This is a genomic window from Microbacterium sp. NPDC055357 (assembly GCF_053644835.1).
Window position 1 is genome coordinate 117,472 of the sequence record NZ_JBSHLZ010000004.1, and the last position, 14,373, is coordinate 131,844.

General features: G+C 68.9%; 12 protein-coding genes. 8 read left to right on the plus strand and 4 right to left on the minus strand.

Annotation, left to right across the window (positions count from 1 at the left end; genetic code table 11):
- Window positions 1-8 precede the first annotated feature (8 nt).
- Genes ACWICD_RS07500 through tkt form a run of 3 tightly spaced genes read right to left on the minus strand, consistent with a single transcriptional unit; the run spans window position 9 to window position 4,824 of the window.
- Complete coding sequence (locus ACWICD_RS07500) at window positions 9-1,631, minus strand: glucose-6-phosphate isomerase (protein WP_454139806.1); 1,623 nt, start codon at window positions 1,629-1,631, stop codon at window positions 9-11.
- On the minus strand, window positions 1,628-2,746 hold the full coding sequence (tal, locus tag ACWICD_RS07505; protein WP_454139807.1) for a transaldolase: 1,119 nt from the start codon (window positions 2,744-2,746) through the stop codon (window positions 1,628-1,630). Before tal ends, ACWICD_RS07500 begins: the two co-directional genes overlap by 4 nt.
- Entirely contained in the window at window positions 2,743-4,824 is a 2,082-nt protein-coding gene (tkt, locus tag ACWICD_RS07510; RefSeq protein WP_454139808.1) for a transketolase, read from the minus strand. The genes tal and tkt overlap by 4 nt, the downstream gene beginning before the upstream one ends.
- A 255-nt stretch (window positions 4,825-5,079) precedes the next feature.
- On the opposite strand from tkt, the gene ACWICD_RS07515 reads away from it, so the two are divergent.
- Complete coding sequence (locus ACWICD_RS07515) at window positions 5,080-6,006, plus strand: heme o synthase (RefSeq protein WP_376126370.1); 927 nt, start codon at window positions 5,080-5,082, stop codon at window positions 6,004-6,006.
- 538 nt (window positions 6,007-6,544) lie between these two features.
- On the opposite strand, the gene ACWICD_RS07520 is transcribed toward ACWICD_RS07515, so the two are convergent.
- Window positions 6,545-7,516: a COX15/CtaA family protein gene (locus ACWICD_RS07520; RefSeq protein WP_454139809.1), complete on the minus strand. Its 972-nt coding sequence runs from the start codon at window positions 7,514-7,516 to the stop codon at window positions 6,545-6,547.
- Window positions 7,517-7,763: 247 nt separating this feature from the next.
- Here ACWICD_RS07520 and sufB point away from each other — a divergent pair, with 247 nt between their 5' ends.
- The 7 genes from sufB to ACWICD_RS07555 are packed head-to-tail and all read left to right on the plus strand — an operon-like array spanning window position 7,764 to window position 14,359.
- Entirely contained in the window at window positions 7,764-9,182 is a 1,419-nt protein-coding gene (gene sufB / locus ACWICD_RS07525; protein WP_376126376.1) for a Fe-S cluster assembly protein SufB, read from the plus strand.
- Window positions 9,183-10,373 (plus strand): Fe-S cluster assembly protein SufD, encoded by a 1,191-nt coding sequence (gene sufD / locus ACWICD_RS07530; RefSeq protein ID WP_454139810.1) that lies wholly within the window; start codon window positions 9,183-9,185, stop codon window positions 10,371-10,373.
- Window positions 10,370-10,696: a non-heme iron oxygenase ferredoxin subunit gene (locus ACWICD_RS07535; RefSeq protein WP_376126380.1), complete on the plus strand. Its 327-nt coding sequence runs from the start codon at window positions 10,370-10,372 to the stop codon at window positions 10,694-10,696. The genes sufD and ACWICD_RS07535 overlap by 4 nt, the downstream gene beginning before the upstream one ends.
- Window positions 10,697-11,479: a Fe-S cluster assembly ATPase SufC gene (gene sufC / locus ACWICD_RS07540; protein ID WP_454139811.1), complete on the plus strand. Its 783-nt coding sequence runs from the start codon at window positions 10,697-10,699 to the stop codon at window positions 11,477-11,479. It abuts the gene before it with no gap.
- Between the two features lie 9 nt (window positions 11,480-11,488).
- Window positions 11,489-11,818 carry a metal-sulfur cluster assembly factor gene (locus ACWICD_RS07545; protein WP_376126386.1) on the plus strand — a complete coding sequence of 110 codons (330 nt, stop codon included), beginning with the start codon at window positions 11,489-11,491 and terminating at the stop codon, window positions 11,816-11,818.
- A gap of 19 nt (window positions 11,819-11,837) precedes the next feature.
- A complete protein-coding gene (locus ACWICD_RS07550; protein WP_454139812.1) occupies window positions 11,838-12,998 on the plus strand; it encodes a MalY/PatB family protein in 1,161 nt (386 codons plus the stop codon).
- Window positions 12,995-14,359, plus strand: a complete 1,365-nt coding sequence (locus ACWICD_RS07555) for an MFS transporter (RefSeq protein WP_454139813.1) — start codon at window positions 12,995-12,997, stop codon at window positions 14,357-14,359. The genes ACWICD_RS07550 and ACWICD_RS07555 overlap by 4 nt, the downstream gene beginning before the upstream one ends.
- Window positions 14,360-14,373: the final 14 nt, after the last annotated feature.

The window sequence follows — 14,373 nt, forward strand, 5'->3', positions numbered from 1 at the left end:
AGCGGCTCCTACTGGGCTGCTTCGAAGAGCGTGAGCACTTCGGCCTGCGGATCGGTCAGGGTGAGCGTCACGACGGGACGACCGTGCCCGTCCGCGAGCACGCTCGCGTCGCCCGCCGCCTGCGCCTGGATGAGCTGCCCGAAAGTGAACGGCCGCCCCGGGATCTCGAGATCGACGTCGGTCTGCTCGAGGATCTGCAGGAACACGCCCGTCGCGGGGCCGCCCTTGTGGTACTGCCCGGTCGAGTGCAGGAAGCGCGGACCCCAGCCGAACGTCGTCGGACGCCCGGAATCAGCCGCAACGAGCTCGCGCAGACCCTGCAGCTGCGGCAGTCGCAGGCGGTCGACGTAAGCCTGCACCGCGACGTAGCCGTCGGCGGGGATGCGTGCCCACAGGGCGTCGAGGACGCCGGCGAGCGTTCCGGATGCCGCGAGCTCGGGGTCCGAGACGCGCACCTCGACGCCGTCGGCGGTGAAGGCCGCGGCCGTCGGCTCGGGCCGGGCGTCGAGCAGGCCACGCGTGGCGATCTTCGCCGATTCGACATCGGGCTGATCGAAGGGATTGATCCCCAGCATCCGCCCCGCGATGACCGTCGCGTATTCCCACACGATGAACTGCGCGCCGAGCGAGCCGCTCACGAGAACTTCGCCGTCATGGTGCTCGAAGAGGTGGAACTCCTTCGCCTCGTCGACCAGGCGCACGATCTGCATGTCGGCGGGCTTGCTCTCGACCTCGGGGGAGACGGGGAGCAGCACGACGGGAAGGATGCCGGTGCCTTCCTTGCCCGTCGATTCGGCGACGAGCTGCTCGATCCAGTCGGGCAGTCCCACGATGTGCGTGCCGTCGGTGACGAGGCCGAGCTTGTCGCGGCGCGGGTCGGCGCCCGCGATGGCAGCGGCCAGGACGAGTGCCGGATTCTCCGGACTGTCGATCGCCACCTCGAGAAGGGTCGCCTCGGCTTCGTCGAGGATCTCGGAGATGTCGGCACCGGCGAGTCCGGACGGCACGAGGCCGAACGCCGTGAGCGCCGAGTAGCGTCCGCCGACCGTCGGGTCGGCGTTGAAGACGCGATAGCCGTCGGCGCGCGCCGCCTCGTCCATCGGCGATCCGGGGTCGGTCACGATGACGATCCGCTCGACGGGGTCGACCCCGATGTCGCGGAACGCGGCCTCGAAGGCTCGCTTGGCGGAATCGGTCTCCACCGTCGAACCGGACTTCGACGACACGACGAGCACCGTCTTGTCGAGTCCGCCGGCCTCGGGGTCGCCGTCGATCGCGGCGAGGACCTGCCCGGGTGCCGTGGAGTCGAGGATCACGAGCGGCACTCCGGCCGTCTGGGTGATCACTTCGGGCGCGAGCGAGGAACCGCCCATGCCCGCGAGCACGACGCGGGTGACGCCCTTCGCCACGAGATCGGCGCGCAGTGCCTCGATCTCGGGCACGAGCGGACGCGAAGTGCTGACCGCCTGCACCCAGCCGAGACGCTGAGCCGCCTCGGCTTCGGCTGCGGGGCCCCACAGGGTCGGATCGCCGGCGGTGATGGCCGAGGCGACGAGGCTCTCGGCCAGACCGGGAAGGGTCGCCTCGACGACGGACTTGGCGTGGCCGCTGAGGTGGATGTCGAAGCTCATCGGTCTTCCTTCGCGTTCGTCAGGGCATCGGTCACGGTCTGCTGCAGGTCGTGCCACGACGCGATGAACTTGTCGACGCCTTCGTCTTCGAGCACCTGCGTGACATCGGCGAAGTCGATGCCGACGGCAGCGAGATCGGCGAAGACCTGGTGCGCGGCCTCGTAGGTGCCCGTCATGGCGTCGCCGGCGATCTCCCCGTGGTCGAACGTCGCCTCGAGCGTCTTCTCGGGCATCGTGTTGACGGTGCCGGGAGCGACGAGCTCGGTCACGTAGAGCGTGTCGGGAAGCGACGGGTCCTTGACACCGGTCGACGCCCACAGCGGGCGCTGCACGTTCGCGCCGAGTTCGATGAGCTTGCGGGCCCGCGGCTCGGCGAACTTCTGCTCGTACAGCTCGTAGGCGAGGCGCGCATTGGCCACGCCCGCGAGGGACTTCAGCGCCTCCGCGTCGTCGGAGCCGATCGCCACGAGACGCTTGTCGACCTCGGTGTCCACGCGTGAGACGAAGAACGACGCGACCGAGTGGATCGAACCGAGGGAGAAGTCCGCCGCGAGTGCGCGCTCGAGCCCCTCGAGGTAGGCATCGATGACCTCGGCGTAGCGCTCGAGGCTGAAGATGAGCGTCACGTTCACGCTGATGCCGGCCGCGATGGTCTCGGTGATCGCGGGCAGCCCCGCTTTGGTCGCCGGGATCTTGATGAGCACGTTGTCGCGACCCACCCGCTTGTACAGCTCCTTCGCCTGAGCCACCGTCGCTGCCGTGTCGTGAGCGAGATCGGGGGAGACCTCGATCGACACACGACCGTCGACGCCGTTCGTGGCCTCGTACACGGGCAGGAAGATGTCGGCGGCGTCGCGCACGTCATCGGTCGTCGCCGCGAAGATCGCGGCATCCGCATCTGCTCCGGATGCCGCGAGCTCGGCGATCTGCGCCGCATACGCGTCGCCTCCGCCGCCGATGGCGCCCTGGAAGATCGTCGGGTTCGTCGTGACGCCCGTGATGTTGCGGGAGTCGATGAGCTCGGCGAGGTTGCCTGAGGTGATGCGGGTGCGCGAGAGGTCGTCGAGCCAGATACTCACGCCCGCCTCGGACAGCTGCTGAGTGGGAGTGCTCATGCGTTCTCCTTGAGGGTTTCGCGGGCCGCGTGCACGACCGCTTCGGCGGTGATGCCGAACTTCTGGAAAAGGGTCTTGTAGTCCGCGGACGCGCCGAAGTGCTCGATCGACACGGAGCGGCCCGTGTCGCCGACGATGTCGCGCCACGTGAGGGCCAGACCCGCCTCGACCGAGACGCGCGCCTTGACGGCAGAGGGGAGGACCGATTCGCGGTACGCCTCGTCTTGCTCGGCGAACCATTCGAGTGACGGCACCGACACGACGCGCGCCTGCACGCCTTCGGCGGCGAGCGTCTCCCGTGCCTCGACGGCGAGCTGGACTTCGGACCCCGTCGCGATGAGGAGGACGTCCGGTTCGCCGTTCGGTGCGTCGATGAGCACGTACGCGCCCTTCGCCACGGCGTCGGTCGACGCGAAGCCGTCTTCGCCGCGCGGGAAGACCGGGATGTTCTGGCGCGTCAGCGCGATGCCGGCGGGGCCTTCGTTGCGGCGCAGGATCTCGAGCCACGCGGCTGCGGTCTCGTTGGCGTCGGCGGGGCGCACGATCGCGAGGTTCGGGATCGCGCGCAGCGTCGCGAGTTGCTCGATGGGCTGATGCGTCGGGCCGTCCTCACCGAGCGCGACGGAGTCGTGCGTCCACACGAACACCGAGGGCACGTTCATGAGCGCCGCGAGACGCACGGCGGGGCGCATGTAGTCGCTGAAGATGAGGAACGTGCCGCCGTACGCCCGGGTCGGTCCGTGCAGCACGATGCCGTTCACGATCGCGGCCATCGCGTGCTCGCGGATGCCGAAGTGCAGCACCCGCCCGTAGCGGTCGCCGGACCACTCGCTCGTGGACCACTCGGCCGGGATGAACGACTTCGCCGACTTGATCGTCGTGAGGTTGGACTCGGCGAGGTCGGCCGATCCGCCCCACAGCTCGGGCAGCTGCTCGGCGAGGGCATTGAGGACCAGGCCCGATGCGGCGCGCGTCGAGACGTCCTTGCCTGCTTCGAAGCTCGGGAGCACATCGGCGATGCCGTCGGGCAGCGTCGCCGCCTCGAGCCGGTCCAGCAGAGCCTTGCGCTCGGGGTTCGCGGCAGCCCAGGCATCGAACGATTCCTGCCACGCGGCGCGGTCCGCCCGCGCGCGGTCGGCCAGCTGGCGCGTGTGCGCGATGACGTCGTCGGCGACAACGAAGGACTGCTCGGGATCGAAGCCGAGCACCTTCTTCGTCGCGGCGAGCTCGTCGGCGCCGAGGGCGGAGCCGTGGATCTTGCCCGTGTTCTGCTTGCCCGGCGACGGCCATCCGATGATCGTGCGCAGGATGATGAGCGACGGCCGCTCGGTCTCCGCCTTGGCGGCCTCGATCGCGGCATACAGCTCGGCGACGTCTTCGACGTAGTCGCCCGTCTTCTTCCAGTCGACGGTCCGCACGTCCCAGCCGTATGCCTCGTAGCGCGCGGCGACGTCCTCGGAGTAGGCGACGTTGGTGTCGTCTTCGATCGAGATCTGGTTCGAGTCGTAGATCGCGATGAGGTTGCCGAGCTGCTGGTGTCCCGCGAGTGAGGATGCCTCGCTCGTGACGCCTTCCTGCAGGTCACCGTCGCCGGCGATGACGTAGACGAAGTGGTCGAAGGGGCTCGTTCCCGCCGCGGCATCCGGATCGAACAGACCTCGCTCGTAGCGGGCCCCGTACGCGAAGCCGACGGCCGAGGCCAGGCCCTGGCCGAGCGGTCCGGTCGTGATCTCGACGCCGTCGGTGTGGCCGTACTCGGGGTGTCCGGGGGTCTTCGAACCCCACGTGCGCAGGCTCTCGAGGTCTTCGAGCTCGAGACCGAAGCCGCCCAGGTACAGCTGCACGTACTGCGTGAGCGAGGAGTGACCGACCGAGAGGATGAAGCGGTCGCGGCCGAGCCAGTCGGTGTCGGTCGGATCGTGGCGCATCACCCGCTGATACAGCAGGTACGCCGCCGGAGCGAGGCTCATCGCCGTGCCCGGGTGGCCGTTGCCCACCTTTTCGACGGCGTCCGCCGCGAGGATTCGCGCGGTGTCCACCGCGCGCCGATCGATTTCGTCCCACTGCAGATCCGACACCCGGCCGCCTTCCAGAAAGAGGGGTGCGCCCGTCGAAGCCGGTCAGCAGACCGCGTCCTGGGAAGGGGCAGCCGGCCCGGGGGCGCGCGTGTGATTTCAGCATAGCGAAGGCGCATGCCGCGACGACGATGCGAACGCATCGACGCTGGCTCGGCGAACGCATCGGCCGCGGGTCGCCCGCGGCGCCGGGGGAGGCGCGACACGCCGGATGGCCTAGACTTGGGGGGATTCTGTGGCGGGCGAAGAGCGGGAGCAATGGACACGACGACACTGCGGACGACTGCGACATCCGCCACCCGTCGCCCGCTCGGACGGAAGATCCGCGCTTACGTCCAGTTGACCAAGCCGCGCGTGCTCGAGCTGCTGCTCGTGACGACCGTGCCCGTCATGGTTCTCGCCCAGAACGGCCTGCCCGATCTGTGGCTCGTGCTCGCGACCGTGATCGGCGGCTCGCTGAGCGCCGGCTCGGCCGCCTCGTTCAACATGTACCTCGATCGCGACATCGACGCGCACATGGCGCGCACGGTCAACCGTCCGATCGTGACGGGAGAGGTGTCGCCGCGCGGCGCCCTCGTCTTCTCCTGGGTGCTCGCCGTGGTCTCGACCGCGTGGCTGCTGTTCACGACGAACTGGGTCGCCGCGGCACTGTCGGCGGGCGCGATCTTCTTCTACGTCGTGATCTACACGATGATCCTCAAGCGCCGCACCGAGCAGAACATCGTGTGGGGCGGCATCGCCGGCTGTTTCCCCGTGCTGATCGGCTGGACGGCCGTGACGGGCTCGCTCGCGTGGCCCCCCATCATCCTGTTCGTCGTCGTCTTCCTCTGGACGCCGCCGCACTACTGGCCGCTGTCGATGAAGTACAAGGTCGACTACGAGGACGTCGACGTGCCCATGCTGGGTGCGACGCGCAACGGCTCGCAGGTCGGCCTGCAGGTGATCCTCTACGCGTGGGCGACCGTCGCCTGCTCGCTCCTGCTCATTCCCGTCGCGCACATGGGGCTCGTCTACTCGGTCTCGGCGATCGTCTTCGGCGGATGGTTCATCTACGAGTCGCACCGCATGTACAGCCGGGCCGTGCGCGGCACCGAGGCGCGCCCCATGCGCGTCTTCCACGCGTCGATCACCTATCTGACGCTCCTCTTCGTCGCGATCGCCGTCGACCCGCTGCTGCCGTTCTGAGCCCCGCTCGGCGCGCCCGTGGTCTCGACTCGGGCGACAGCTCACGGCCGGGCTGGGGCCGAGGACCACTGCGGCCCGCGCTACCGAAACCCGCAGTCGCTACCGAAACCCGTAGCCGCTACCCGAAGTTCGGGCGCGCGTGCGGGTTTGGTAGCGCGAGGGCGGTCGCCCAGGCGCGCGAGCAGGTTTTGGTAGCGCGAAGGTGCTGGCCCGCGCGCGTGCGGGTTTCAGCAGCCGCTACCGAAACCTGCAGCCGCTACCCGAACTTCGGGCGCGCGTGCGGGTTTTGGTAGCGCGATGGTGGTGGCCGGGCGCGCGTGCGGGTTTCGGTAGCGCGAGGGTGGTGGCCGGGCGCGTATGCAGGTTTAGGTAGCGCGAGGGTGTCGGCCCGGCGCGCGTGCAGGTCTTGGTAGCCGCTACCGAAACCTGCAGCCGCTACCCGAACTTCGGGCGCGCGTGCGGGTTTGGTAGCGCGAGGGTGGAACACCGCGCCGCAGCGCAGCGTGCGCGCGCGGATCCGCCGGTGCTGCGAGGCCGATCAGAGCGGGCGCGCGGCCTCGGGGGCGCGTGTCGCGCGTTCGGCGTCGATCGCGGCCTGGGGCAGCCTGAGGTGCAGGATGACGACGGTCATCGTCGCGGCCGTGAGGGCGGCGAGCACCATGTGCACGCCGACGGCGAGCACGGGCAGTCCGTTGCGGGCCTGGTAGAGACCGACGGCGATCTGCACGAGCTCGGCGGCGAGCAGCAGCGCGGTCCACAGCGCGAGACTCGGCACGACCGAGCGGCGCGCCCACGAGGCGACGAGCAGGACGAGCGTGAGCGCGAACAGGATGTAGCCCGGCCACGCGTGCACATGCTCGAGCACTTCGGCGTTGAATCCGCTTCGGCCCGCGTCGGCGTCGCCCGAGTGGGGGCCGGCGCCGGTCGTGAGCACGCCGAACACGATCGTGAGGACGAGCGCGACAGTCGTGACGTGGGCGACGATGGCGTACCACCGCGGCATGGCGAGTACGCGGGGCCCCGGCTCCTGTCGCATCCGCACGAGGAACGCCGTCGTGACGCACACGAGCACGACCGAGGCGATGTAGTGGAAGCCGACGATGAAGGGGTTCAGCCCCGTCCAGACCGTGATCCCGCCGACGATCGCCTGCGCGACGACGCCGCCGACCACGATCAGGGCCAGCACGAAGAGGTCGCGGCGTGAACGGCGCATGCGCCACACGAGCACGACGACGATGAGCGCGAGGATGCCGACGAGCCCCGTCAGGGTGCGGTTGCCGAATTCGATGACCCCGTGGATGCCCATCTCGGGCGTCGGCACGAGCGAATCCGCCGTGCAGGTGGGCCACGTGGGGCAGCCGAGGCCCGAGCCGGTCAGTCGTACGGCGCCTCCCGTGCCGATGATGAGCACCTCTGCCAGGAACGACAGCCACGCGAACACACGGATGCGCCGATCGACGTGGTCCGGAAGCCAGCGCGGCGTCGGGGTGATGAGCGTCTGCGCGGACATGGGTTCTCCTGCGGGTCTACTGCGGTGCGGCGGCGGAGCAGGGTGTCTCGCCCGCGGGACGGGCGGACCCTGTAGAATCAAGAGGTCGGATGCGGCTGCCCGAGGCACCGTGATCCAGAGACAGTCTAGGCGCGAAGCACAGCGCCACTTGAGAGGGCCCACCAGCGGCATCCATTCCTTCGAATACATCAGGTGAACGGAATGCCGGGGCGGATGAAACCGTTGAGGCCCAGAGGAGAGTGTGACGATGTCAGATGTGCTGATCGACCGCCCGGAGCTGGATGGGCTGGGCGTCTACGAGTTCGGATGGCACGATGCGGATCCCGCGGGTGCCATCGCCAAGCGAGGGATCGACGAGAGCGTCGTGCGCGGTATCTCGGCCCTCAAAGACGAACCCGAATGGATGCTGAAGACCAGGCTCAAGGGCTATCAGCTCTTCGGCCGCAAGCCGATGCCCACGTGGGGTGCTGATCTCAGCGAGATCGACTTCGACAACATCAAGTACTTCGTGCGCTCGACCGAGAAGCAGGCGCAGTCGTGGGAGGACCTCCCCGAGGAGATCCGTGACACGTACGAGAAGCTCGGCATCCCCGAGGCCGAGCGCCAGCGCCTGGTCGCGGGCGTCGCGGCGCAGTACGAGTCCGAGGTCGTCTACCACCAGATCCGCGAGGATCTGGAGGAGCAGGGCGTCATCTTCATGGACACCGACACGGCGCTGCGCGAGCACCCCGAGTTCTTCCAGGAGTACTTCGGCACGGTCATCCCCGCCGGAGACAACAAGTTCGCGGCCCTGAACACGGCGGTCTGGTCGGGCGGCTCGTTCGTCTACGTGCCGCCGGGCGTGCACGTCGAGATCCCGCTGCAGGCCTACTTCCGGATCAACACCGAGAACATGGGCCAGTTCGAGCGGACGCTCATCATCGCCGACGAGGGCTCCTACGTGCACTACATCGAGGGCTGCACGGCCCCGATCTACAAGAGCGACTCGCTGCACTCCGCCGTCGTCGAGATCATCGTCAAGAAGAACGCCCGCGTGCGCTACACGACGATCCAGAACTGGTCGAACAACGTCTACAACCTCGTCACGAAGCGTGCGGTCGCGCACGAAGGCGCGACGATGGAGTGGGTCGACGGCAACATCGGCTCGAAGGTCACGATGAAGTACCCGTCGATCTTCCTGGTGGGCGAGCACGCGAAGGGCGAGACCCTGTCGGTCGCGTTCGCGGGTCCCGGGCAGCACCAGGACGCCGGCGCCAAGATGGTGCACATGGCGCCCTACACGCAGTCCTCGATCGTCTCGAAGTCGATCGCCCGCGGCGGCGGTCGTACGGGCTACCGCGGTGAGATCCGCGTCGAGCCCGGAGCGCACCATTCCGCGAACTCGGTCGTGTGCGACGCCCTCCTGGTCGACACCATCTCGCGCTCGGACACCTATCCCGCGATCGACATCCGCGTCGACGACGTGCAGCTCGGTCATGAGGCGACGGTGTCCAAGGTCAGCGAGGAACAGCTGTTCTACCTCCAGTCGCGCGGCCTTCCCGAGGCCGAGGCCATGGCGATGATCGTGCGCGGCTTCATCGAGCCGATCGCACGCGAGCTTCCCATGGAGTATGCGATGGAACTCAACAAGCTCATCGAGATGGGCATGGAAGGATCGGTCGGCTAGATGACGGCCATGACACAGGCACCCACGACGGTGCCGGGTTCTCGAGCGCACTCCGACGGGGCCGGGGCATTCGTCCCGGTGCAGACGCGGTCCGAACGACCCTGGTCGTTCGACCCCGCTGATTTCTCCGTCCCCACCTCACGCGACGTCGGGTTCAAGTACGCGCCCCTCGACCGTCTCGCGCCGCTGTTCGTCGATGAGGCCGGCCCGCACGGCGTCGTCGAGGTCGCGGTCGACGCGCCCGCCGCCGTCGAGCAGTTGACCCTCCGGGTCGGACAGTCGCCGCGCGGCGACGTGTTCACTCCCGAAGACCTGCCCTCGGCGATCGCGTGGAGCCAAGAGACCGACGCGCCGCTCCTGCGGATTCCCGCCGGCGTCGAGCTCGACGAGCCGATCGTCGTCGACCTGCGCGGCACGGGCGGCCTCGCGCACGCGCATGTCGTCGTCGAGGCGATGCCCAACTCGTGCGCCATCGTGCTGTTTCGCCACGTCGGATCGGCGCACCACGCGCAGAACGTCGAGATCATCGTGCGTGACGGTGCCCGACTCGACGTCATCACGGTGCAGCAGTGGGACGACGACGCCGTGCACGCGGCATCCCACCAGGCGCGCGTCGACAAGGACGCCTTCCTGCGTCACTTCGTCGTGAGCTTCGGCGGCGGCGTCGTACGCGTCAACCCCTCGGTGGAGCTCGCGGGCCCCGGCGCGCAGGGCGAGCTGTACGGACTGTCGTACTCCGACGCCGGTCAGCACCTCGAGAGCCAGGTGTACCTGCACCACAAGGGTCCGCACACGCGTGGCGACGTGCTCTACAAGGGCGCGCTGCAGGGCGAATCGGCTCGCAGTGCCTGGGTCGGCGACGTGCTCATCGGGGCGGATGCCGTCGGCACCGACTCGTACGAGGCCAACCGCAACCTCATCCTGACCGACGGCGCGCGCGCCGATTCGGTGCCGAACCTCGAGATCGAGACGGGCGACATCCAGGGCGCCGGTCACGCGAGCGCGACGGGCCGATTCGATGACGAGCAGCTGTTCTACCTGCAGGCCCGCGGCATCCCCGAGGCCGAGGCCCGCCGCCTCGTCGTGATCGGATTCCTCACCGAGATCGTGCAGAAGATCGGCATCGCCGATCTCGAAGAAGAGCTGTCCGCCGCCATCGAGCGTGAACTCGAGGGCGGGACGGCTTCGTGAGCGCGACCCGCGTGTGCGCGCTCAGCGACCTCGTGCAGGACGAAGCCCGTCGTGTCGAGGTCGACGGTGTGCCGATCGCACTCGTGCTCGATTCCAGTGGCGAGGTGCACGCGATCGGCGACACGTGCACGCACGGTGACATCTCGCTGTCCGAGGGCTTCGTCGACGGCGAGACGCTCGAATGCTGGGCCCACGGCTCGGCCTTCTCGCTGCGCACCGGCAAGCCCCTCAACCTCCCCGCGTATGAGCCCGTCCCCGTCTATGTCGTTCAGATCGACGGCGACGACGTGCTCATCGACCCCGCTTTGAAGAAGGAAGTCTGAATGTCTGTCCTCGAGATCCGCGACCTGTATGTGACGGTCCAGACGGATGCCGGCACCACGCCCATCCTCAACGGTGTGACCCTCACGATCCGCAAGGGTGAGACCCACGCCATCATGGGCCCCAACGGCTCGGGCAAGTCGACCCTCGCCTACACGATCGCCGGCCACCCCAAGTACGAGGTCGTGAGCGGCTCCATCACGCTCGACGGCGAAGACGTGCTCGAGATGTCCGTCGACGAGCGTGCCCGCGCGGGCCTGTTCCTCGCGATGCAGTACCCCGTCGAGATCCCGGGCGTGACGGTGACGAACTTCCTGCGCACCGCCAAGACGGCGATCGAAGGCGAAGCCCCCTCGATCCGCCACTGGACGAAGGACGTCAAGCAGTCGATGAAGAACCTGCGCATGGACGGCAAGTTCGCCCAGCGCAACGTCAACGAGGGGTTCTCGGGCGGCGAGAAGAAGCGCCACGAGATCCTGCAGCTCGAACTGCTGAAGCCGCAGATCGCCGTGCTCGACGAGACCGACTCGGGCCTCGATGTCGACGCGCTCAAGGTCGTCTCGGAAGGCGTCAACCGGGCGAAGGAGGAGACCGACCTCGGTGTCCTGCTGATCACGCACTACACGCGCATTCTGCGCTACATCCACCCCGACTACGTCCACGTCATGATCGGCGGCCGTATCGTCGAAGAGGGCGGCCCCGAACTGGCCGACCGCCTCGAGAACGAGGGCTACGACCGGTTCCTCGACCCTTCGGACGGCGCCGTCGTCGAAGCCGGCGCGTAGGATCGCCGTATGTCCGCCACGCTCGCACCCGAGAAGTACGAAGAGGTCATCGAAGCGCTCAAGGACGTCATGGACCCCGAACTGGGGATCAACGTCGTCGACCTCGGACTCATCTACGACCTCGCATGGGATGACGAGAACGACGCCCTCATCATCCACATGACGCTGACGTCGGCGGGCTGCCCGCTCACCGACGTGCTCGAAGAGCAGACCGCGCAGTCCCTCGACGAGGTCGTGGATCGCTTCCGCATCAACTGGGTGTGGATGCCGCCGTGGGGTCCGGAGCGCATCACCGACGACGGCCGCGACATGATGCGGGCGCTCGGCTTCGCCATCTGACCTTCGGTAGGCTTGCGCGGTGAGCGTGACCCCCCTGCAGGCCCTTCCCGTCGAACGTCTCCGAGAGCGCACGAGCGTCAAGTGGCGTGCGTATCCCGACGACGTCCTGCCGCTGTTCGTCGCCGAGACCGACTTCGCACCGGCGCCCGCCATCACGGCCGCCCTGGCGCGCGCCGTCGAGCTCGGCGACACGGGGTACTCGGCGCCCGGCACGGGCGTCGGGGCGGCGTATGCGGCCTTCGCGCTCCGTCGATTCGGCTGGAGTGTCGACCCGGCCCGCGCCCGCACGACATGCGACGTGATGATGGGCGTCGTCGAAGTTCTGCGACGGGTCACCAGCCCCGGAGACCGGGTCGTCGTGACGACCCCCGTGTATCCGCCGTTCTTCGACTGCATCCCCGAAGCGGGTGCCGTCGTCGAGACCGTGCCGCTGCGCGAATCGGATGCCGGGTGGCAGCTGGATCTGGCAGGCATCGAGTCCGCTCTCGCCGCGGGTGCGCGGGCCGTGCTGCTGTGCAATCCGCACAACCCGACGGGGACCGTGCACGCCAAGGCGGACCTCGCCGAGCTCGCCGTCATCGCCGAAAGGCACGGGGCCGTCGTCTTGAGCGATGAGATCCATGCTCCGCTCACGCAGCCCGATGTCGTCTTCACACCGTTCCTGTCGGCCTCGCCCGCTGCCGAACGTGTCGGCTACGCCTTCGTGTCGGCGAGTAAGGCCTTCAACCTCGCGGGCCTGAAGTGCGCCCTCATGGTGACCGCTTCCGACGAGAACTCCGCCGTGCTGCGGGCGCTTCCCGACGAGATCGAATGGCGCACGGCGCACTTCGGAGCGATCGCGGCCATCGCGGCGTTCTCGGTCGACAGCGACGCCTGGCTCGATGCGCAGCTGGCCGCGCTCGACGTCAACCGCCGACTGCTGGCCGAACTGCTCGATGAGTACCTGCCCGACGCCGTCTACCGGATCCCCGACGCGGGCTTCCTGGCGTGGGTCGACCTCTCGGCGTACGGCTGGGGCGATGACCCGGGGCGGCTCATCCTGCGCGACGCCAAGGTCGCTTTCCACTTCGGTCCTCAGTTCGGCGAGCAGGGCGCAGGACACGTGCGGATCAATTTCGGCTGCGCACCCGACATGCTGCGCGAAGCGATCCGGCGCGTCTCCGCGCTGGTGAGCACGTGACAGCGCCCGCGCATCGCGGTGCCGGCGTCTGGAGCGCTCGTTACGTCTGGGTGACGGTCGGCGCCGTCGCGCTGATCTTCCTCGCCGCGATGCAGTCCCTCGCCGTCACGACGGTCATGCCCGTCGTCAGCGCCGACCTGGCGGGTGAGTCGCTGTACGCCGTCGCCTTCGCGGGCACCCTCGCAACCAGCGTCATCGGCATGGTCGCCGTCGGCGCATGGTGCGACCGCGGGGGAGTGCTCGCACCGCTCACGACGGCGGTCGTGCTCTTCGTGATCGGGCTCATCATCGCCGGCGCCGCGCCCACGATGGAGCTGCTCGTCGCGGGGCGGCTCGTGCAGGGCCTCGGCACGGGCGGCCAGACGGTCGCCCTGTATGTCGCCGTCGCCCGTGTCTACCCGACCGACCTGCACGGCCGCGTGTTCGCGGCGTTCTCCGCCGCGTGGGTCGTGCCGTCCCTCATCGGCCCGTTCCTCGCCGGCGCCGTCACCGAGCTCCTGCACTGGCGCTGGGTGTTCCTCGGCGTCGCCGGTCTCACCGTCGTGGCGTTCGCGATGGTGGTGACGCGCCTGCACGGGCTTCCGCTGCACACCGATCAGCCGGCGACGGGCCGCATCGCCCCCCGCCTCGCGTGTGCCGTCGCGGTCGCCGTCGGCGCGCTCGCCCTGAGCCTGGCCGGCGAGCTCGGCGCGGGCGCGTGGGTCGTGGTGGCGGCATCCGCTGTGATCATCGCCCTCGCCGCGCGGCCGCTGCTGCCGCCGCGCACGCTCGTGGCGGGACGCGGACTGCCCAGTGTCGTGCTCATGCGGGGACTCATCGCGGGAGCGCTGTTCGGCGCCGAGATCTACATTCCGTACCTGCTGATCGACGAATACGGGTTCTCGCCGACATGGGCGGGACTCGGGCTCACCGCCGCCGCGCTCACCTGGGCACTCGCGGCGGACGTGCAGGGCCGATTCGGCGACCGCATCGGCAACGCGCGCATCACCCTCATCGGCACCGCCCAGCTGCTCGCCGCGATCGTGCTGGCGGGCATCACGGCGCTGTCGCACCTGCCGCCCGGACTGCTCATCGCCGGCTGGGCGCTCGCGGGCAGCGGCATGGGGCTCATGTACCCGCGGCTCACGGTTCTCACGCTCGCGTACTCGACGCCGCGGAACCAGGGATTCAATTCGTCGGCTCTGTCGATCTCGGACGCTGTCGGGTCGGCCACGACGATCGCCGTCATGGGGCTCGTGTTCACGGCGCTGAGCGCCTCGGGCGGGGGATTCACGGCTGTCTTCGCCCTCGCGGCCGTGCTCTCGGTGCTTGCGCTCGTCCCCGGGCTGCGGCTCGGTCACGCGCACGAGAAGACCCGGTAGACTGGGCGGCTGGC